The organism is Nonomuraea sp. NPDC054003 (assembly GCF_055585125.1).
Genome location: NZ_JBVJKR010000006.1, coordinates 146,432 through 166,769 on the forward strand (window position 1 = coordinate 146,432; position 20,338 = coordinate 166,769).

The 20,338-nt window shown below is 71.9% G+C and carries 18 protein-coding genes; 15 read left to right on the plus strand and 3 right to left on the minus strand.

Annotated elements, in window-relative coordinates; genetic code table 11:
- The first annotated feature begins 38 nt into the window (after positions 1 to 38).
- Positions 39 to 824 carry a bifunctional hydroxymethylpyrimidine kinase/phosphomethylpyrimidine kinase gene (gene thiD, locus ACZ6YG_RS17195; protein ID WP_148029516.1) on the plus strand — a complete coding sequence of 262 codons (786 nt, stop codon included), beginning with the start codon at positions 39 to 41 and terminating at the stop codon, positions 822 to 824.
- A 110-nt stretch (positions 825 to 934) separates the two neighbouring features.
- Here thiD and rpmB read toward each other — a convergent pair whose 3' ends face one another.
- The gene (rpmB, locus tag ACZ6YG_RS17200) at positions 935 to 1,120 is read right to left on the minus strand and encodes a 50S ribosomal protein L28 (protein WP_043618345.1); all 186 of its coding nucleotides are present in this window, start codon (positions 1,118 to 1,120) and stop codon (positions 935 to 937) included.
- Positions 1,121 to 1,319: 199 nt separating this feature from the next.
- On the opposite strand from rpmB, the gene ACZ6YG_RS17205 reads away from it, so the two are divergent.
- The 8 genes from ACZ6YG_RS17205 to mutM all read left to right on the plus strand — a co-directional run bounded on the left by ACZ6YG_RS17205 (position 1,320) and on the right by mutM (position 9,035).
- Positions 1,320 to 2,867 (plus strand): DAK2 domain-containing protein, encoded by a 1,548-nt coding sequence (locus ACZ6YG_RS17205; RefSeq protein ID WP_466018550.1) that lies wholly within the window; start codon positions 1,320 to 1,322, stop codon positions 2,865 to 2,867.
- Positions 2,868 to 2,901: 34 nt separating this feature from the next.
- The gene (gene recG / locus ACZ6YG_RS17210) at positions 2,902 to 5,088 is read left to right on the plus strand and encodes an ATP-dependent DNA helicase RecG (RefSeq protein ID WP_466018551.1); all 2,187 of its coding nucleotides are present in this window, start codon (positions 2,902 to 2,904) and stop codon (positions 5,086 to 5,088) included.
- 297 nt (positions 5,089 to 5,385) lie between these two features.
- Positions 5,386 to 5,949 (plus strand): 16S rRNA (guanine(966)-N(2))-methyltransferase RsmD, encoded by a 564-nt coding sequence (gene rsmD / locus ACZ6YG_RS17215; protein ID WP_148029519.1) that lies wholly within the window; start codon positions 5,386 to 5,388, stop codon positions 5,947 to 5,949.
- Positions 5,950 to 5,977: 28 nt separating this feature from the next.
- Complete coding sequence (gene coaD, locus ACZ6YG_RS17220; protein ID WP_148029520.1) at positions 5,978 to 6,454, plus strand: pantetheine-phosphate adenylyltransferase; 477 nt, start codon at positions 5,978 to 5,980, stop codon at positions 6,452 to 6,454.
- Positions 6,455 to 6,522: 68 nt separating this feature from the next.
- Entirely contained in the window at positions 6,523 to 7,074 is a 552-nt protein-coding gene (locus tag ACZ6YG_RS17225; RefSeq protein WP_219543717.1) for a YceD family protein, read from the plus strand.
- A 1-nt stretch (position 7,075) separates the two neighbouring features.
- Positions 7,076 to 7,255 carry a 50S ribosomal protein L32 gene (rpmF, locus tag ACZ6YG_RS17230; protein WP_082535183.1) on the plus strand — a complete coding sequence of 60 codons (180 nt, stop codon included), beginning with the start codon at positions 7,076 to 7,078 and terminating at the stop codon, positions 7,253 to 7,255.
- A gap of 213 nt (positions 7,256 to 7,468) precedes the next feature.
- Positions 7,469 to 8,188 (plus strand): ribonuclease III, encoded by a 720-nt coding sequence (gene rnc / locus ACZ6YG_RS17235; RefSeq protein ID WP_148034313.1) that lies wholly within the window; start codon positions 7,469 to 7,471, stop codon positions 8,186 to 8,188.
- A gap of 1 nt (position 8,189) precedes the next feature.
- On the plus strand, positions 8,190 to 9,035 hold the full coding sequence (mutM, locus tag ACZ6YG_RS17240) for a bifunctional DNA-formamidopyrimidine glycosylase/DNA-(apurinic or apyrimidinic site) lyase (protein ID WP_466018552.1): 846 nt from the start codon (positions 8,190 to 8,192) through the stop codon (positions 9,033 to 9,035).
- Here the strand turns inward: mutM and ACZ6YG_RS17245 are convergent.
- Positions 8,983 to 10,173, minus strand: a complete 1,191-nt coding sequence (locus ACZ6YG_RS17245) for an MFS transporter (RefSeq protein ID WP_397198788.1) — start codon at positions 10,171 to 10,173, stop codon at positions 8,983 to 8,985. The genes mutM and ACZ6YG_RS17245 overlap by 53 nt on opposite strands.
- Positions 10,174 to 10,264: 91 nt before the next feature.
- Here ACZ6YG_RS17245 and ACZ6YG_RS17250 point away from each other — a divergent pair, with 91 nt between their 5' ends.
- The 6 genes from ACZ6YG_RS17250 to ACZ6YG_RS17275 all read left to right on the plus strand — a co-directional run bounded on the left by ACZ6YG_RS17250 (position 10,265) and on the right by ACZ6YG_RS17275 (position 19,073).
- Entirely contained in the window at positions 10,265 to 11,167 is a 903-nt protein-coding gene (locus tag ACZ6YG_RS17250; protein WP_148029524.1) for a LysR family transcriptional regulator, read from the plus strand.
- A gap of 66 nt (positions 11,168 to 11,233) precedes the next feature.
- A complete protein-coding gene (locus ACZ6YG_RS17255) occupies positions 11,234 to 11,509 on the plus strand; it encodes an acylphosphatase (RefSeq protein ID WP_148029525.1) in 276 nt (91 codons plus the stop codon).
- A gap of 192 nt (positions 11,510 to 11,701) precedes the next feature.
- Positions 11,702 to 11,896 (plus strand): hypothetical protein, encoded by a 195-nt coding sequence (locus tag ACZ6YG_RS17260; RefSeq protein WP_055505123.1) that lies wholly within the window; start codon positions 11,702 to 11,704, stop codon positions 11,894 to 11,896.
- 201 nt (positions 11,897 to 12,097) lie between these two features.
- Positions 12,098 to 15,889, plus strand: a complete 3,792-nt coding sequence (locus tag ACZ6YG_RS17265) for an AAA family ATPase (protein WP_466018553.1) — start codon at positions 12,098 to 12,100, stop codon at positions 15,887 to 15,889.
- Between the two features lie 53 nt (positions 15,890 to 15,942).
- Positions 15,943 to 17,112: a signal recognition particle-docking protein FtsY gene (gene ftsY / locus ACZ6YG_RS17270; RefSeq protein ID WP_148029527.1), complete on the plus strand. Its 1,170-nt coding sequence runs from the start codon at positions 15,943 to 15,945 to the stop codon at positions 17,110 to 17,112.
- Positions 17,113 to 17,480: 368 nt separating this feature from the next.
- On the plus strand, positions 17,481 to 19,073 hold the full coding sequence (locus ACZ6YG_RS17275) for a tetratricopeptide repeat protein (RefSeq protein WP_466018554.1): 1,593 nt from the start codon (positions 17,481 to 17,483) through the stop codon (positions 19,071 to 19,073).
- Here ACZ6YG_RS17275 and ACZ6YG_RS17280 read toward each other — a convergent pair.
- Positions 19,070 to 20,143 (minus strand): PLP-dependent cysteine synthase family protein, encoded by a 1,074-nt coding sequence (locus tag ACZ6YG_RS17280; protein WP_466018555.1) that lies wholly within the window; start codon positions 20,141 to 20,143, stop codon positions 19,070 to 19,072. The two genes, ACZ6YG_RS17275 and ACZ6YG_RS17280, sit on opposite strands and share 4 nt — an antisense overlap.
- Between the last annotated feature and the right edge of the window lie 195 nt (positions 20,144 to 20,338).

Below are 20,338 nucleotides of genomic sequence, written 5' to 3' on the forward strand. Positions count from 1 at the left end.
GTGGTTGGATGGGGGACATGACGGATTCAGCTTCCCCCATGAGTCCCGCACGCGTCCTCACCGTCGCCGGATCCGACTCCGGCGGCGGCGCGGGCATCCAGGCCGACCTGAAGACCATGCTGGCCCTCGGCGTGCACGGCATGAGCGTGATCGCGGCCGTGACCGCGCAGAACTCGATCGGCGTCCAGGGTTACTGGGAGCTGCCGCCCGAGGCGGTGCGGGCGCAGCTCGACTCGGTGCTGGGCGACATCGGCGCCCAGGCGGTCAAGACGGGCATGCTCGCCTCTCCGGCCCTGGTGGAGACCGTGGCCGAGGCGCTCGGCGCGTACGCGGCCCCGGTCGTGGTGGACCCCGTGGGGGTGTCGAAGCACGGCGACGCGCTGCTGGCGCCTGAGGCCGTGCAGACGGTACGGGCGCGGCTGATGCCGGTGGCGACCGTGGTGACCCCGAACCTGTGGGAGGTGGAGCAGCTCACCTCCGTCAAGGTCGAGGACGAGGACGACCTGCGCCGCGCCGCCGACGCCGTGCTCGCACTCGGGCCCAGGTGGGCGCTGATCAAGGGCGGCCACCTGCCGGGCGCCCCGGTGGACCTGCTGACGGACGGCGTCACCGAGCACCGGTTCACCGCCGAGCGTCACGACAACCGTCACACGCACGGCACCGGCTGCACGCTGGCCTCGGCGATCGCCTCGTACTTGGCTCTGGGCGAGGACGTGCCGGGCGCGGTCGGCAAGGCCAAGGAGTACGTCACGGGCGCGATCGCCCACGGCTTCCCGCTCGGCGCCGGCATCGGCCCCGTGGACCACGCCTGGCGCTGGCGCTGACCCGCCGGGTCCGTACGCGCGAAAGCCCGCCACTCGTGGAGAGGCGGGCCCGGTGAAAGCGAGAAGCCCGCTACCCCTCGCGGAGTGCGGGCTTCTTCGTCAGGTGTGGCTCAGCGGGTGACCTTGCCGGCTTTGATGCAGGAGGTGCACACGTTGAGCTTCTTCGGCGTCCCGCCGACGACGGCGCGGACCGTCTGGATGTTGGGGTTCCAGCGGCGGCGGGTGCGGCGGTGGGAGTGGGACACGTTGTTGCCGAAAGTCGGTCCCTTGCGGCAGACATCGCAGACGGAAGCCACGGTATCGCTCCTTAAAACAGTCGATGTAGCCCTGTCCGCTGATGCTGTGAGGGCGGAGGGCATGCCGGGACAACCGGCTAGCCAGGCAAGAATATCGGATCGCCACCAGTGCATGCGAACCGATCACTGGGACCGGGCGTGACGCGACGATATTCTCCTCTGTGTCGAAACTGTAGCACCGGGAGGTCGGGGCGTGCCCATGGACGTTCTCGATCCGCCCTCGGTGCGGCGGTGGGCGCGGCTGGCGGCCGACGCGCTGGGCAGGGCCAGGGCCGACATCGACGCGCTGAACGTGTTCCCGGTGGCCGACGGCGACACCGGCACCAACCTGCATCTCACGATGCTCTCGGCCGCAGAGGCGGTGGAGTCGCTGCCCGACGACGTGGACGCCGGCGTGGTGTGGCAGACGCTCTCGTACGGGGCGCTCGTGGGCGCGCGCGGCAACTCCGGGGTGATCGTCAGCCAGGCGCTGCGCGGGCTGGCCGAGGTCCTGAAGGACGGCGCCGACCTGCGCGCGGCGCTGTCCAGGGCCGCCGACCTGGCGCGCGGGTGCGTGGCCCGGCCCGTCGAGGGCACCGTGCTGAGCGTCCTGACCGCGGCGGCCGCGGCCGTGCAGGAGGTGGAGAGCGGGCCGGCGGAGGTGGCGCGGCGGGCGGCCGAGGAGGCCCGCGCCGCGCTGCGCCGTACGCCCGACCAGCTCGACGTGCTGGCCCGCAGCGGCGTGGTCGACGCGGGCGGCGCGGGGCTGGCCATCGTGCTGGAGTCGCTGGCCGCGGCGATCACCGGCAGCCACCGCGAGCGCTACGACGTGCCCGCGCCGACGGCGAGGGTCGCGCCGATGACCGAGGTGGGCGCCGGCTACGAGGTGATGTACCTCCTCGACGCCGACGACGGCGCGGTCGGCAAGCTGCGCGAGGAGCTCGACGCGATGGGCGACTCGCTGGTCGTGGTCGGCGGCGACGGCCTGTGGAACGTGCACGTCCACGTCGGGGAGGCCGGGCCCGCCATCGAGGCGGCGCTGCGGGTGGGCAGGCCGCACCGCATCAGGGTCACCTACCTCGCCGAGCGCGTCGCCAGGGGCGTGGGCGACGGCAGGGGAGTGGTGGCCGTGGCGGCGGGCGAGGGCATCGCGAAGCTGTTCGAGGAGTGCGGCGCGGTCGTGGTGCGGCGCGAGCCGGGCGGCCGGCCCGCGCTGCCCGCGATGCTCGCCGCGATCCGGCAGGCGGGCCGCGAGGTCGTGGTGCTGCCCAACGACGAGGACGCCGGCGCGGTGGCCGTGGCTGCGGCGGAGATCGCCCGCGAGGACGGCGTGGTGGTGACCGTGCTGCCCACCAGGGCGACCGTGCAGGGGCTGGCGGCGCTGGCCGTGCACGACCCGCTGCGGCGCTACGACGACGACGTGGTGGCCATGACGGGCGCGGCCGGCCACACCCGCTACGGCCATCTCGCTGTCGCCGACCGCGAGGGGGTCACCAGCGCGGGCCTGTGCCACCCCGGCGACGTCCTGGGGCTGATCGACGGCGACGTGGCGGTGATCGGGCGGACGCTGGAGGAGGTCGCCGCGCTGGTGGTCGACCGGATGCTGGCGGGCGGCGGCGAGCTGGTGACGCTGGTGACCGGGGCCGGCGCGCCGGCCGGGCTCGCCGACGGCGTGGCCGCTCACCTGCGGCGCGCCAGGCCCGACGCGGACCTCGTCGTCTACGGCGGCGAGCAGGGCGGTTACCCGCTTCTCATCGGTGTCGAGTGATTCCTGTCGGCCGTACGCGGTAGAACTAGGTGCCGTGAGCCGTTTCGACGAGCCTCTGACGAAGGCGCTCGACCCGAAGACCGCCAAGCTGCTGGGCGGCGTGCTCGGCCTGGAGACCGTGGGCGACCTGCTGCGCCACTATCCTCGCCGCTACGCCGAGCGCGGCGAGCTGACCTCGCTCGACGCGCTGTCGGTCGACGAGCACGTCACCGTGGTCGGTGAGGTGACCCGGCTGATGCGCAAGCCGATGCGCAACCGCGGCGGCACGTGGCTGGAGGTCGAGGTCGTCGACGGCACCGGCAACAAGATCTACCTGTCGTTCTTCGGCAAGGGCTCCCACGCCGCGGAGTCGCGGCTCAAGGCGGGGCGGCGCGGCATGTTCGCCGGCAAGGTCGGCCTGTTCGGCGCCCGCGCGAAACCGCGCTGGCAGCTCGCCCACCCGGAGTTCGAGCTGTTCGAGGAGGGTGAGGCGAGCGCCGAGGAGTTCGCCGCCGCACCCGTGCCGATCTATCCTGCGGGCAAGGACATCACGCCCTGGGCGATCAGGCGGGCCGTCGGCGTGGTCCTCGACACGCTGGGCCCGCTGGACGATCCGCTGCCCGGCGAGCTGCGCGCCCGTCACCGCCTCACCGGCCTGGCCGACGCGCTGGAGGCGATCCACCGGCCGAAGGACCATGCCGACGTGCAGCGGGCGCGCAAGCGGCTGAAGTTCGACGAGGCGTTCGTGCTGCAGTCCGTGCTGCTGCAGCGCCGGCAGGCGGCCGTCGCCTGGCCGGCCAGGCCGCGGCCGCGCCGCGACGACGGCATGCTCGCGGCCTTCGACGGGCGGCTGCCGTTCGCGCTCACGGAGGGCCAGGCCCAGGTCGGCGAGGAGATCGCCGACGACCTGGCCGCCGCGCACCCGATGCACCGGCTGCTGCAGGGCGAGGTCGGCGCGGGCAAGACCGTGGTGGCGCTGCGGGCCATGCTGCAGGTGGTCGACGCGGGCGGCCAGGCGGTGCTGCTCGCCCCCACCGAGGTGCTCGCCCAGCAGCACCACCGCTCGATCACCTCGATGCTGGGCGACCTGGCGCAGGGCGGCGTGTTCGGCGGCACCGCCGTCACCCTGCTGACCGGCTCCATGGGCGCCCAGGCCCGCCGGGCGGCCCTGCTCGACGCGGCCTCCGGCACGGCAGGCGTGATCGTCGGCACCCACGCCCTGCTGCAGGAGCACGTCCAGTTCGCCGACCTGGGCCTCGTGGTGGTCGACGAGCAACACCGCTTCGGCGTCGAGCAGCGCGACGCGCTGCGCGAGAAGGCGGGCGAGGCGCGCCCGCACGTGCTGGTGATGACCGCCACCCCGATCCCGCGCACGGTCGCCATGACGGTCTTCGGCGACCTGGAGGTGTCCACGCTCTCGCAGCTCCCCTCGGGCCGCGCGCCGATCACCACCCACGTGGTGCCCGCCGCGCAGAAGCCCCACTACCTGGAGCGCACGTGGGAGCGGGTCCGCGAGGAGGTCGCGCTCGGCAGGCAGGCCTACATCGTCTGCCCGCGCATCGGCGACCTCGAAGGCGACGAGGGCGACCTGGCGGCCCAGGAGACCCCGGCGGCCGACGACGAGCGCCGCCCGCCGCTCGCGGTGCTCGACGTGGCCGAGCTGCTCGGCCAGGGGCCGTTCCACGACCTGCGGCTGGGCGTCCTGCACGGCAAGCTCCCGCCGGAGGAGAAGGACGCGGTCATGCGCGCCTTCACCCGCGGCGAGCTCGACATCCTGGTCGCGACCACGGTCATCGAGGTCGGCGTGGACGTGCCCAACTCCTCCGTCATGATCATCATGGACGCCGACCGGTTCGGCGTCTCCCAGCTCCACCAGCTCCGCGGCCGCGTCGGCCGGGGCGGCCTGCCGGGCCTCTGCCTGCTGGTCACCGACTTCGCCGACGGCACTCCCGCCCGCGCCCGCCTCGACGCGGTCGCCTCGACACTCGACGGGTTCGAGCTCTCCCGGGTCGACCTGGAGCAGCGCCGTGAAGGCGACGTCCTGGGCGCCGCCCAGTCGGGCAAGCGCTCGTCCCTGAAGCTGCTCCAGCTCCTCAGGGACGAGGACGTCATCGCCGCGGCCCGCGAGGAGTCCGCCGCACTCCTCGCCGAGGACCCGGAGCTGGCCTCCCACCCCGCGCTGAGGGCCGAGATCGACAGGCTCCTGGAAGACGAGAAGGCCGAATACCTGGAGAAAACCTGACCGGGCGGCGTCGAGGCGCCGCGCGCCGGAGAAGGACGAAGTAAGAAAAGGACCCAGCCGCGGGGACGGCCTCCCCCCGAATGCCGTCCCCGGCTGGGCCCATCCCTCGGGTCAGGTGCCGAGGGTACCGACGTGCGGAAGGGCTCACGATCACGCCGGTCGGCCTCCTCTGGGTCACCTCGAAGGCCGCAGAACTCATCTTGCTCACTGAGCGCACCGGTGTGAATCACCCTTGCGCAGTCGAGGCCGACACTTGTCCACTCTTGACCTGCGTGAACATGCGGAACAATGGCCCACATGACTCGTATCATCGCGGGCGCCGCAGGTGGACGGCGGCTGGAGGTGCCGCCGGGCCGCGGCACGAGGCCGACCAGTGACAGGGCGCGCGAAGGCATCTTCTTGACGCTCGACTCGCTGTACGGGCTCGCGGGCGCCCGGGTGCTGGACCTGTACGCGGGTTCGGGGGCGGTCGGGCTGGAGGCGCTGTCGCGGGGCGCGGCCCATGCGCTGATGGTGGAGTCCGATCCGAAGGCGGTGCGCACGATCCGGGCCAACATGGCGGCGCTCCGGCTCGACGGCGCCGGGGTCGTGGCCGACCGGGTGGAGCGGGTGCTGGCCAAGCCGTGCGCGGAGCCGTACGACATCGTGTTCGCCGATCCTCCGTACGCGGTCGGCGGCGAGGAGGCGACCCGGGTGCTGGAGTCGCTGCGGGACAACGGGTGGTTGCTGCCTAGCGCTTTGGTGGCTTTTGAGCGGGAAAGCAGAGGAAAAGCCCTGGTGTGGCCGGATGGTTTCATTGAGGAGAGGGTCCGTCGTTACGGCGAAGCGTCCGTTTGGTACGGTCGCGCCGCCGGGGAATGATGACCGTCCGTAGACCAGAGGAGGCGTCTTGCGCCGCGTAGTCTGCCCGGGGTCGTTCGACCCCATCACCAACGGCCACCTCGACATCATCGCCAGAGCCGCCCGGTTGTACGACGAGGTCGTCGTCGCCGTGCTCATCAATATCGAGAAGAGCAGCCTGTTCACCGTCGACGAGCGGATCGAGATCCTGCAGACGGTGACCAAGGAGTACTCCAACGTCAAGGTGCTCAAGTTCCACGGCCTGCTGGTCGACTTCTGCAAGCAGAACGACATCCCGGCCATCGTCAAGGGCATCCGGGTGGTCAGCGACTTCGACTACGAGCTCCAGATGGCGCAGCTCAACTACCGGTTGTCGGGCGTGGAGACGCTGTTCATGCCGACCAATCCCGAATACTCATTCCTGTCGTCGAGCCGGGTGAAGGAGATCGCCCGGTACGGTGGAGACGTGTCGGGCCTGGTCCCCGATCTGGTCCACAAGCTGCTCGTCGAGCGGCTCAAGGGCTGACGGCGACCTGGTATCCTTTCTTTTCGGCCCTGTACGACAGCGATTTCGCCATGCCTAGCGAGAGCAGGATGACTCAGCACCTCGACCCCCGCTCCCCTTGGGTGATCTCCACCCATGACCTGGGAAAGCGGCCGGGCACGATGCGCGAGCTCTCCCTGGTCCTCCCTGCGCCGGCGGATCTCGGCGTCGACATGATCGGCGTCCCCAAGGACGCCGAGGTCGAGCTGGCTCTCCGGCTCGAAGCAGTGATGGAAGGCGTGCTCGTCTCGGGCACGGCGCACGCCCCGTTGTCCGGGGAGTGCGCGCGGTGCCTGGACCCGGTGTCCTCCGACATCGAGGTCGAGCTGCAGGAGCTGTTCTTCTACTCCGACGAGGACGCCTCCGAGGACGATTCGCTGCTCGACGGCGAGTTGTTCGACCTGGAGCCGACGTTCCGCGACGCGGTGGTGCTCTCGCTTCCGCTGAGCCCCGTCTGTCAGGACGACTGCCAGGGGCTGTGCACGGAGTGCGGGATCAAGCTGGCCGAGGCCGGTGACGATCACCGTCACGAGAAGATCGACGCCCGCTGGGCGTCGTTGCAGGGTCTGATGACCGAGAACGATAACGATCAGGAGAAGTGACGTGGCCGTCCCGAAGCGAAAGATGTCGCGGAGCAACACCCGCGCCCGTCGCTCCCAGTGGAAGACGACTGCTGTCGCCCTGGTGAGCTGCCCGCAGTGCCGGTCTCCGAAGCAGCCGCACATCGCGTGCCCCACCTGCGGCACCTACAACCGTCGTCAGGTCGTCGAGCCGTCTGCCTGATCCACCGAGTTGACGTGATTCCGGCCGGGTGCCATTGTGCCCCGGTCGGCGTTACCGTCTCAGACGTGTGCGGTGGCGGTCTCGCCCGCGGCCGTGGTGGACGCCGGGGATCCGATCCCCCGACGCCCACCACGTTTTCGGGCATCATCCGCGGCCGTCGCGCCATGTGGAGATGTCCGAGGAGGAAAGCACGTGGGCGCAGGTCCTAAGCCGGTGGCCGTGGAGGTCGCCAAAGACGAGCTCGAGCGAGTCCTGTCGGTGGCTCTCGGCCCCGACATCCTGGAGCGGGCGCTCACGCACCGCTCCTACGCGTACGAGAACGGCGGCCTGCCGACCAACGAGCGCCTGGAGTTCCTGGGCGACTCCGTGCTCGGCCTCGTGGTCACCGACACCCTCTACCACAACCACCCCGACCTGCCCGAGGGCCAGCTGGCCAAGCTGCGGGCCGCGGTGGTCAACATGCGTGCCCTGGCCGACGTGGCCAGAGGGCTCGGCGTCGGCCGGTTCCTGCGGCTGGGCCGGGGCGAGGAGGGCACCGGCGGGCGCGACAAGTCCTCCATACTGGCCGACACCCTGGAGGCGCTCATCGGCGCCGTCTACGTCGACAAGGGGCTCGACGAGGCGTTCCGGGTCGTCCACCACCTCTTCGACCCGCTGATCGTGCGCTCGGCCTCGCTCGGCGCGGGGCTCGACTGGAAGACCTCGCTGCAGGAGCTGACCGCCTCGGAAGCGCTCGGCGTGCCCGAATACCACGTCGAGGAGAGCGGCCCCGACCACGCCAAGTCGTTCACCGCCGAGGTGCGGGTGGGCGGCGAGTCCTACGGTTCCGGCACCGGCCGCAGCAAGAAGGAGGCCGAGCAGCAGGCCGCCGAGGCCGCCTGGACCCGCATCAGGGCCGGCCGCGAGCAGCGCGAGAGCCAGCCGGCGGGCTAGGTTGCCGGAGCTGCCCGAGGTCGAGGTCGTCCGCCGCGGCCTGCGACAGTGGGTGATCGGGCGGGAGATCGACTCGACCGAGGTGCTCCATCCCCGCGCGATCAGGCGCCACCTGCCCGGGGCCCTGGAGCTGGCCGCGCGGCTGCGGGGCCGCACGCTGGTCTCGGCCGAGCGGCGGGGCAAGTATCTCTGGCTGCCGCTGTCGGGCGACGAGGACGCGCTGATGGCCCATCTCGGGATGAGCGGCCAGTTGCTCGTGGTGGAGCGGGACGCGCCGCCGGAGAAGCATCTGCGGGTGCGGATCCGCTTCCGTGACGGCGGCCCCGACCTGCGCTTCGTCGACCAGCGGACGTTCGGCCACATCATGGTCAGCCCGCTGGTCGCCGGCGTGCCTGAGCCGATCACGCACATCGCGCCCGATCCATTTGAGGAGTCGTTCGACGACGCCCGCTTCGCCGCCGGTCTGCGCGGGAAGCGGACCGAGATCAAGCGGGCGCTGCTCGACCAGTCGCTGATCAGCGGCGTCGGCAACATCTACGCCGACGAGGCGCTCTGGCTGGCCCGCCTCCACTGGGCGCGGCCCACCAACACACTGACACGCCCCAAGATCACCGAGCTGCTGGCGGCGGTCCGCCAGGTCATGGGCGCCGCGCTGCTGCAGGGCGGCACGTCCTTCGACAGCCTCTACGTCAACGTCAACGGCGAGAGCGGCTACTTCGACCGCTCGCTGGAGGTCTACGGGAGGCAGGACCAGCCCTGCTCGCGCTGCGGCACCCCGATCAGGCGCGAGCCGTTCATGAACCGCTCCTCCTACTTCTGCCCCCGATGCCAGCGACGGCCACGCTGACGGCGGCGAGCGCCGCTCCCAGCCACATCACCGCGGCGACGGAGACCCCGTCCGCCACCCGGCCGCCGGCGAACGCGCCGAGCGCGATGGAGACGTTGAAGGCGCAGACGAAGAGCGCGGTGCCGAGCTCGCCGCCGCCCGACCGCATGATCCACAGCTGCAGGGTCACGCCCACGCCGCCGTAACCCACGCCCCACACCACCAGCGCGGCCAGGGGCAGGTCGATCAGCGGCAGCGCCGCGGTGGCGACGGCCATGAGCGCGGCCAGGGTGACGAGCACGGCCCTGGGCCTTGCCGCCGCCCGCGCGCCCGCTGCGAAGTTTCCCGCCACGCCCGCGGCGCCGTACAGGAGGAGCGCCGCGCCGACGAAGGCGGGACCCGCGCCCGCTACCTGCTCCAGGAACGGCCGTACGTAGGTGTAGGCGGCGAAGTGGCCGGACACGATCAGCACGGTCAGGACGAGAACCACCTTGAGCGGCCGTGAGAGCTTCCCTGTGCCACCCGCCGCGGCCCCGGACGGGCCGGGCTTGGTGGGCGGTTCGCCGGGCAGCGGCGGGAGCGTCGCGGCCAGCAGGGCGACCAGGGCAAGCGCGGCCACCCCCAGGGCGGCGAACGCCGCTCTCCAGTCCGCGAACGAGGAGAGGAACGCCGCCGCCGGCACGCCCAGCACGGACGCCACGGACACGCCCGACAGGATGATCGACGTGGCCCGGCCGACGAACCGGTCCGGCACCAGCCGCGGCCCGAGAGCGGCCGCGAAGGCCCAGAACCCGCCGATGCTCACTCCCGTCAGCACCCGGGCGGCCAGCATGAACGGATAGTCCTGGGCCAGCGCGCCCGCCAGGTTGGCGACCCCCAGCAGGGCCATCAGCCCCAGCAGCGTGACGCGCCGGTCCAGCCGCCGGGTGGTGATCGCCAGCACGGGCGCCGCGACGGCGGCGACCAGGCCGGGCGCGGTCATCATCAGGCCGGCGGTGCCGTCGGACACGCCCAGGCTGGACCCGATCGACGTCAACAGGCCGACGGGCAGCATCTCGCTGGTCACGAGGATGAAGGTGCCCGCCGCCAAGGAGGTCACGGCGAGCCACCGCGCCCGGTCGGCGGCGGATTCGGAGGCGGGCTCAACGGTCGTCGTCATGCCGCTCAGACTCGCCGCCGGCCCGTCCCGGGAACAATGACGAAGGCCGAAGGCTTGGTTGAGTCAGGTTAAGCGATCAGCGGAGGATGGGATGGAGTTCAAAGAGCTGGAGTGCTTCGTCGTGCTCAGCGAGGAGCTGCATTTCGCCCGTACGGCGGAGCGTCTCTACCTGTCGCCGGGCCGGGTGAGCCAGCTCATGCGCTCGCTTGAGAGCCGGATCGGCGCCAGGCTGTTCCACCGGACCAGCAGGCGGGTGCGCCTCACGCCTCTCGGCGAGCGTTTCCTGTCCGATCTGCGGCCCGCCTACGACGGTCTGGCGAGCGCGGTGGGCCGGGCGAAGGCGGCCGCCCGGGAGGTCACCGGCGTGCTCAGGGTGGGGTTCCTGGCCAGTCCCACAGACGTCGTCACGGGCAGCGTGCGGGCTTTCGAGAGCCGCCATCCCGGGTGCGAGGTCGAGTTGGTGGAGATCCCGCTCTCCGACCCGTTCGGGAGGCTACGGGAGGGGCGGATCGATCTCGCGTTCACGCTGCTGCCGGTGGACGAGCCTGACCTGGCCACGGGTGAGGCCCTGAACCGGGTCTCCTACGAGCTCGGCGTATCCGTCCGTCATCCGTGGGCCGGGCGGGCCGGGATCGACGCGGAGGAACTGGCCGGCATCCGCCTGATCGGGCTCGACGGCCCCGCGCCCCGCGCCTGGCTGGAGCGGATCACGCCCTCCCTGACCCCGCGCGGGCGGGTGATCCCCAGGGCGGGTACGGTGTCCACCGGTCAGGAGGGGCTGACCCAGGTGGCGCTCGGCCGGGGTGGCATGCTGTTCTGCGCGCCGACGGCCGCTCACCACCGGCGCCCCGACGTGAGCTTCGTGCCCGTCACCGGGCTGCCTCCGTCGATACTCGGGCTGGCCTGGGTCAAGGAGGCGGAAACAGCGGTGATCCGGGCGTTCGGCGCCGCGGCGGCCGGGCAAGCGGCGGTGGCCGGGCCGATGGTGGCTTGACGGCCCGGCGCGGGAGGAGCCGCAGGAGACGCGGCTGAGGACACTGGTCGAGACACAGCGGGTGATATGGACGACGTACGGCTGACGGCCTGGGTGCGCGGACGGGTGCAGGGAGTCGGGTTCCGCTGGTGGACCAGAGCCAGGGCGCTGGAGCTCGGCCTGGCAGGATGGGCCAGGAACACCGACGACGGCCGGGTGGAGGTCGTGGCCGAAGGGCCGCGCGACGCCTGCGTCAAGCTCCTGGAGCTGCTCCGAGGTTGCGACACGCCGGGAAGAGTCGATGGAGTAGTGGAACGTTGGAGCGAACCCCGAGGTAGTTTGGGCGGTTTTGTGGAGAGGTAGGCGGTTTCGTTAAACCGCGCAAATAGGGTATAGTTATATGTCGGGAGTGCCTGCGGGTGGGTTCCAACAGTCGCTTCGACTTGACCGCCCACACTGCCGGTGCGACTCTTGTTAGGTACCACGCGCACCCCTCCCGCGGAATAAAGAAGTGCGCGAACCAGTCTGGTCACTCAGCGTGGAGGACCCTTTACCATGGCGAAGGCTCTACTCGGCCACGTCGGCGGTCCTGACCCTCGTATGGTCTCGGAGATGCGCCGCCTGCAGCAGCGCATCCGTGACCTGGAGGCAGAACTCATCCGACTTCAGGCCCAGAATGACGCTCTTGCGGCGCAAACCCGCGATGAGGCGCTCAGTCGCATGCAGGAGCGCGAGCCGGCACTCACCTGAGAGTGATCGGAGCGCAAGATCCAGGGACGTCTCGGAGAGGCGTCCCTCGTTATTTGGTCTAATTCGACACAAGTTCTGATTCGAGACAGTTTCGTACCTTCTCGACAGGGATCCGGCTGGTCTCGACTGCACCCGCGAGCGACGGGCAGTCGGGACCAGTAGTCTTTCCCGGAGTCCGTCCAGGGAGAAGGGGGTCCGCGCTTGTATTTGAAGACCCTCACGCTGCGCGGATTCAAGTCCTTCGCCTCCGCGACCGCCCTGCGTTTCGAGCCCGGCATCACCTGTGTGGTCGGTCCCAACGGCTCCGGCAAGTCCAACGTCGTCGACGCCCTCGCCTGGGTGATGGGCGAGCACAGCGCCAAGTCGCTGCGCGGCGGCAAGATGGAGGACGTCATCTTCGCCGGCACCTCGTCCAGGCCGCCGCTCGGCCGCGCCGAGGTCACGCTCACCATCGACAACACCGACGGCGCGCTGCCCATCGACTACACCGAAGTGACGATCAGCCGGCTGATGTTCCGGTCCGGGCAGAGCGAGTACGCGATCAACGGCGACACCTGCCGGCTGCTCGACATCCAGGAGTTGCTGTCCGACTCCGGCATCGGCCGCGAGATGCACGTCATCGTCGGCCAGGGCCAGCTCGACGCCGTGCTGCACGCCGGGCCCGAAGACCGGCGGGCGTTCATCGAAGAGGCCGCGGGCGTGCTGAAGCACCGCAAGCGCAAGGAGAAGGCGCTGCGCAAGCTCGACGCGATGCAGGCCAACCTGACCCGCGTCCAGGACCTCGCCACCGAGCTGCGCCGCCAGCTCAAGCCCCTGGGCCGCCAGGCCGAGATCGCCCGCAAGGCCGCCGTCATCCAGGCCGACCTGCGCGACGCCCGGCTGCGGCTGCTCGCCGACGACGTCTGCACGCTGCGGGCCAGGCTGGAGCGCGAGGCCGCCGACGAGGCCGCGGTGCTGACCAGGCGCTCCCAGGTGGAGACCGCGCTGGCCGAGGCCCAGGAGCGCGAGACCGCGCTCGACGCGGCCGAGGCCGAGACCCAGCCGCGCCTGGCCGCCGCCCAGGAGACCTTTTTCCGGCTGTCCTCCCTGCGCGAGCGCATCTCCGGCCTGGAACAGCTCGCCGCCGAACGCCACCGCCACGCGCTCGACGCCGCCGCCATCGAGCGCCGCGGCCGCGACCCCGAAGACCTCGAACGCGAGGCGGCCGAGGTCCGCGAGCGCGAGCTGATCCTGCGCGCCGAGCTGGAGCAGGCCCAGGAGCTGCTGGAGGAGGCGGTGCAGCAGCGGTCCGACGCCGAGGCCGAGCTGGCCGCCGAGGAGCGCCGGCTGGCGATGGCCGCCAGGGCCGCCGCCGACCGCCGCGAGGGCCTGGCCAAGCTGCGCGGCCAGGTCGACTCCGTACGGAGCCGGACACGGGCCGCCGAGGAGGAGATCGGGCGGCTGGAGCGGTCGGTGGCCGAGGCCGTCGAGCGCGAGCGGCTGGCCCGCGAGGAGCTGGAGGCGCAGCGGCTGGAGCAGCCGGAGATCGATCCGGCGCTGGCCGAGGAGCTCGCCACCGCCCAGGAGCGGGTCGAGCAGGCCAGGGCGGCCGCCGAGGAGGCGCGGGCCGCCGTCATGGGCGCCGAGGCCGCGCTGGAGGGCCCGCGAGCGGCGCTCAGGGCCGCGCGAGCGGCCGTCGGCACGGCGAGGTCCACCGACCAGGAGGCCCAGCAGGCCGTGGCGGCGCTGCGCGCCCGGCGCGACGCCCTGGAGCTGGGCCTGGCCAAGGGCGACGGGGGCGCGGCCCTGCTGGAGACGGACCTGGCGGGCGTGCTCGGCCCGCTGGCGGCGGTCATGCAGGTCACCCCCGGTGCCGAGCCGGCCGTCGCGGCGGCGCTCGGGCCGGTCGCCGAGTCCATCGCCGTCAAGTCGGTCGCCACCGCGGTGGACGCCCTGGAACTGCTGCGCGTCAAGGACGCCGGCCAGGCCACCCTCCTGGTGGCGGCCCAGGACGACACGCCCTCCGTCCGCGGGAGCGCCGTGGCGCTCTCCGCGACCGGGGAGAACGGCGGTGCCGGGCCAGGCGGTTCCGAGGTGCTTTCCGCGTATCCGGAGAGCGGCGACGGCGTGAGTGACGGTGGAGCGGGGGAGGCGCCGGGTGGGGGGCGGTGGGCGGCTCAGCTCGTCACCGTGCCCGCGCATCTGCGGGCGGCGCTGGACCGGGTGCTGGCGGGGGTCGTGGTGGTGGCCGACCTCGAGACCGCGCGCCGGGTGGCCGAGGAGCATCCGGGGCTGCGGGCCGTCACGACGGGCGGCGACCTGGTGGGGGCGCACGTCGCCGCCGGCGGGTCCGAGGGCGGCACGTCCGTGCTGCAGGTCAGGGCGGCACTCGACGACGCCGTCGCCGATCTGGAGGACGCCGGGACACGCGCGGGCGAGACGGCCGCGGGGCTGGAGGAGGCGGTCGCGGCCGAGCACGCCGCCCAGGCGGCTCTGGAGGCCGCGCAGGCCGCGGTGAGCGAGGCGCAGTCCGCCGCCGGCGCCGCCCAGGGGCAGGCGAACGCGGCCCAGGGCATGCTCGACCAGGTCAGGGCCCGTCAGCGGGAGGCCGACCAGGCCACCGCGGCGGTCGCCAGGCGGCTGGCCCAGCTGGAGGCCGCCGCCCAGGCCGCCCGCGACGAGGCCGAGCGCCTCGGCCGGAGCGTCGCCGCCGCGCAGGAGGCCCGCGCCGAGGGCCTGGAGGAGCTGTCCGAGCTGGAGATCCGGCTCGCGGAGGCCGAATACGCGCAGGAGCTGGAGAGCGAGCCGACCACCGACCGGCGCGACGAGCTCGCCACGGTGTCCGAGACCGCCCGCCGGCGCGAGATGGAGAGCCGCCTGCAGGTCCGCACCGCCGAGGAACGCGTCAAGGGCATGGAGGGCCGCGCCGACGGCCTGCTGCGGGCGGCGCAGCGCGAACGCCAGGAACGCGCCCAGGCGGCCGCTCAGCGCGCCAGGAGGCGTGAGCAGGCGGCGGTCGCCCAGGCCGTCAGCGCGGGAGCCAAGAGGGTCCTGACAGCCCTGGCCGGCTCCGTCGGGCTGGCCGCCCGCGAGCGCGACGAGGCCGAGCTGGCCAGGGTGGCCGTCGACGCCGAGCTGAAGCAGGTCCGCCTGCGCGTCCGCGAGCTGGGCCAGGAGCTCGACAAGCTGGTCAACCGCGTCCACGGCAACGAGGTGGCCCGCACCGAGCAGCGCATGCGCCTGGAGCAGCTGGAGCGGCGGGCGATGGACGAGTTCGGAGTGGAGTCGGAGGCCCTGGTCGCCGAGTACGGCCCCGCCGCTCAGGTGCCGGGCGACCCGCCCGTCCCGTACGTGCGCGAGGAGCAGGAGAAGCGGGCCCGCACCGCCGAGCGGCAGATGAACCAGCTCGGCAAGGTCAACCCGCTGGCCCTGGAGGAGTTCGCGGCGCTGGAGGAGCGCCACGCCTTCCTCAACTCCCAGCTGGAGGACCTGAAGAAGACCCGGCGCGACCTGCTGACCGTGGTCAAGGAGGTCGACGAGCGGGTGGAGCTGATGTTCGCCTCCGCCTACGAGGACGTCGCGCGCGAGTTCGAGCAGATCTTCACCCGGGTCTTCCCCGGCGGCGAGGGCCGGCTGGTGCTCACCGAGCCCGGCGACATGCTCACCACCGGCATCGAGGTCGAGGCCAGGCCGCCGGGCAAGAAGGTCAAGCGGCTGTCGCTGCTGTCGGGCGGCGAGCGGTCGCTGACGGCGGTGGCGTTCCTGATCTCGATCTTCAAGGCGCGGCCGTCGCCGTTCTACGTGATGGACGAGGTCGAGGCCGCGCTCGACGACACCAACACCCAGCGGCTGCTGAAGCTCTTCGAGGAGCTGCGGCAGAGCTCGCAGCTGATCGTCATCACCCACAACAAGCGCACGATGGAGATAGCCGACGCGCTCTACGGCGTGTCGATGCGCGGTGACGGTGTGACGCAGGTGGTCAGCCAGCGCCTGCGGGAGCGAGAGCCCGCCTGATCGGCGCGCCCTTGGTCCTGACCATGCCGGTCCATCTGGAAAACTGACATCTTGTGGATGGTTACCTCGGCGTGATCGTGATCGTGGTCCTTGTCGCCCTCATCGCGGCAGGTGGCCTGTTCCTGCTCTTCCGGCCGGGAGGCAAGGCGGCCCCGCCGCCGCCTCCGGAGGCACCGCCTCTTCCCGAGGAGGAGGAGAAGCGGCCCCCGGCGGAGGAGGCCGAAGGCGCGACCACGACCATTCCGCCGCCGGCCAAGCCCGCCGAGCCGATGGTCAAGGCGCCCGAGCTGGAGGTGCCGCCGCCGTCGGCCGGCCGGATGGTGCGGCTGCGCTCCCGGCTGGCCAAGTCGCAGAGCGCGCTCGGCCGCGGCCTGCTGGAGCTGCTGTCCCGCGACCGCCTCGACGACGAGGTGTGGGACGAGATCGAGGAGCGGCTGATCACGGCCGACGTCGGCGTCGCGCCGACCCAGGCCATGGTCGAGGAGCTGCGCACCAAGGTCAAGGTGCTCGGCAGCCGCAGCCCTCAGGAGGTCCGCGAGCTGCTGCGCGAGCAGCTGCTCATCCAGATCAACCCCGACCTCGACCGCGGCCTCCACATCGCCAAGCACGGCGAGCGGCCCGCGGTGGTGCTGGTCGTGGGCGTCAACGGCACCGGCAAGACGACCACCACCGGCAAGCTGGCCCGCTCGCTGGTCGGCGACGGCAAGAAGGTCGTGCTCGGCGCGGCCGACACCTTCCGCGCCGCGGCCGCCGACCAGCTGCAGACCTGGGGCGACCGGGTGGGGGCCGACGTGGTGCGCGGCCCCGAGGGCGGCGACCCGGCCTCGGTGGCGTTCGACGCGACCGCCAGGGGCATGGAGGAGAAGGCCGACGTGGTGATCGTCGACACGGCCGGCCGCCTCCACACCAAGACCGGCCTGATGGACGAGCTGGGCAAGGTCAAGCGGGTCATCGAGAAGAAGGCGACCGTCGACGAGGTGCTGCTCGTCCTCGACGCGACCACGGGCCAGAACGGCATGCGCCAGGCCCAGGTGTTCGCCGAGGTGGTCAACATCACCGGCATCGCGCTGACCAAGCTCGACGGCACGGCCAAGGGCGGCATCGTGATCTCCGTCCAGCGGGAGCTGGGCGTCCCGGTCAAGCTGGTGGGTCTGGGCGAGGGGCCGGACGATCTGGCGCCGTTCGACCCCGAGGTGTTCGTGGAGGCCATCCTTGGCGACTAAAAGGTCACTGATTAGGAAATAATCCTTTTCACGTTAGCTCTTGTCGTCCGACGGAAGCCGTGTTGATATTGGACGATCTGTCTGTCATTGATCGGGAAAGGCCGAACATGAAGAAGGTCGTGGTCCATAAGCCGGGGACCGTCAAATTGGCCGGGGCGGCGACGCCGAAGCACGCCGCCTGACCTCCTCCATGGCAGAGGGCGCGGCGCCAGCGGACGGGGGCGCCGCTCCCGCTTTTTCTCGCGATCCGGTTTTTCGGACCGTGATTGCGGTGTTTTCTGCTCGCCAGGGGAGCGACGATTCTGAAAAGGATCATTTTCGACGCCCATCGTGGTCTCCGGGGCCCCTACACCTTCGGAGCCGCGCTCATGCACGCGCTCGTCCCCGAGGCGGGGGACGCGCTTATCGCCGCCTACGACATCGAGATCAGGACGGTGGCGCCCGCGCTGCGCGACCGGGTGCCCGCCCGGCGGGTGACGCTGGCCGACCGGCTGCCCCAGGGTGAGCGCATCCTGGTGCCCGCGCCGCTGCGCACGCTGCGGCTGGCGAACGGGCTGGCGGAGTTCGTCCGCGGTCATCTGACGGCCGCGGGGCCGATGGAGCTGCGGGTCGCCAACACCGCGCACGCCGACCCCACCGACCTCCAGCTGCTGGACGTGCTCGAACGGCGGGTGCCCGGCCTGGCGATCGTCCGCGAGCCGTCCGGGCCTTCGCACCCGGCTCCCTCGTACGCGCTCGGGCCCGAGCTGGACCGATACCGCAACGAGGGCTTCCACCACGCGATGGCCGAGGCCGGGGCGGCGCTGCTGCCCACGCTGCCGGAAGGCGGCGCGGAGTGGTGGACGCTCGCGCACCGGGCCGCCACCGCGCTGGCCGCGCTCGACCGCGAGGACGAGGCGCGCGAGCTGCTCGACCGCGGCCGGCGGGCGAGCACCGACCCCAAGAACCTCGCGACCGCCGCGTACGCGACCGCGATGCTGCTGGTCAGGCACCACGACCCCGGCAGGCGGGACCCTGAGGAGGCGCTGGCCTGGATCAACCAGGCCGTCGCGCTCACCTCGCTGCTGCCCGACCGGCGCGAGCGGGCGTTCCACCTGGGCTTCGACCTGAACGGCAAGGCGCTCGTGCAGGTCCGCCTGGGCCGCGCCGGCGAGGCGATGCGGCTCGTCCAGGAGGCCATCGACCTGGGCGAGCGCGACCTCGCGCCGGGCCATCCGATCCACCGGCTGGTGCTGCGGGCCAACCGGGCGCAGCTGCTGGCCGTGCTCGGCGACCCGGAGGCGGCGCTGGCCGATCTGGACGCCGCCGTCGCGGCCGATCCCGGCTATCCCGACTACTACGTGGACCGGGGCAACCTGCGATACAGGCTGGGGCGGCTGGACGAGGCGGAGGCCGACTACGAGAGCGCCATGCGGGCCGGGCCGCCCTTCCCCGAGCCGTACTACAACCGCTCGGAGGTGCGGTACGCGCGCGGCGACCTGGCGGGCGCGCTGGCCGACCTGGACCACGCGGTCGAGCTGGATCCCGGCTTCACCGACGCGTACGTCAACCGGGCCGGGCTGCTGGTGGCCATGGACGAGTTCGACCGGGCCAAGGCGGACGTCGAGCGGGATCCGGGCAACCCGTTCCTGCTCAGCGTGCTGGGGCAGATCGAGACGGCGCAGGGCAACCTGGTGGGCGCGCGCAAGGCGTTCGACTCGGCGCTGGAACGGGCGCCGGAGCTGGCCGCGGCCTGGGCCGGGCGCGGGGCGCTGGCGTTCGAGGAGGGCGACGCGCACGCGGCGGTGGCCGACCTGACCAGGGCGGTCGAGCTGGAGGACGGGGCCGAGGTGCGGTTCAACCGGGCCTACGCGCTGCGCTCGCTCGGCGACCTGGAGGCGGCGCGCGCCGATCTCCGGCACGCCGCCGCCCTGGCTCCGGAGGACGACCAGATCGGCGAGGCCCTGGCCGAGCTCGCCTAGGACGGCAGGAAGGCGCGCAGGTCGGCGAGGTGGGGCTCGATGTCGAGGCCCTGGCCGGCCAGCCAGGCGGGGTTGCCGTAGGTGCCGCGGTAGCGGTCGCCGCTGTCGCAGATCAGCGTGACGATGCTGCCGCGCTCCCCGGCGCCGCGCATCTCCTGGATCAGCTCCACGCAGGCGGCGACGTTGGTGCCGGTCGAGCCGCCCACGTCGCGGCCGGTGACCTCGCGCACCCAGTGCATGGCGGCGATCGAGCGGGCGTCGGGCACCGCGATCATGCGGTCGATCACCGTCGGCAGGAACGACGGCTCGACGCGCGGCCGGCCGATGCCCTCGATCCGTGAACCCGGGGCGGTGACCTCGGGGTCGCCGGAGACCCAGCCGGGGTAGAAGGCCGAGCCCTCCACGTCGGCGACGGCCAGGCGGGTCGGGTAGCGGCGGTAGCGGATGAAGCGGCCGATCGTCGCGCTGGTGCCGCCGGTGCCGGCGCCGACCACGATCCAGGTAGGTTCGGGGTGCGGCTCCATGAGCATCTGGTCGAAGATCGACTCGGCGATGTTGTTGTTGCCCCGCCAGTCGGTCGCCCGTTCGGCGTAGGTGAACTGGTCCATGAAGTGGCCGCCGGTCTCGGCCGCGAGCCGGCGGGACTCCTCGTAGATCGCGCCCGGATCGCCGACCAGGTGGCACTTGCCGCCGTAGAACTCGATCAGGTGGATCTTCTCGGGCGAGGTGGCGGCCGGCATGACCGCGATGAACGGCAGCCCGAGCAACCGGGCGAAGTAGGCCTCGCTGACCGCGGTCGAACCGCTGGACGCCTCCACGATCGTGGTCGTGGGGCCGATCCACCCGTTGGCCAGGCCGTACAGGAAAAGAGACCGGGCGAGCCGGTGTTTGAGTGAACCGGTGGGGTGCACCGACTCGTCTTTCAGGTAGAGGTTTACCTCCCACTCCGAGGGAAGCGGGAACACGTGCAGGTGCGTATCACAACTCCGGTTGGCGTCGGCCTCCACCTTGCGGACGGCCTCGGCCACCCATTGGCGTGTCGCCGGAGCGTGGCGGTCCACGAAATCCATGCCCATACGCTATCCCATGTGATTCCCGCCACATTTTCCACGAAATTGAGCGGATGATGTTATGATTATGAAACTTGTCCAGCCGTGGACGTGATGTCGCACGCCGCGAGCACAGGGACTGTTCACCTCTCTGACCAGCGCGGAACCCCTAACGCGGCCCTTACGCGGGGCCTGCGACGATGGAACCGCTGTCAG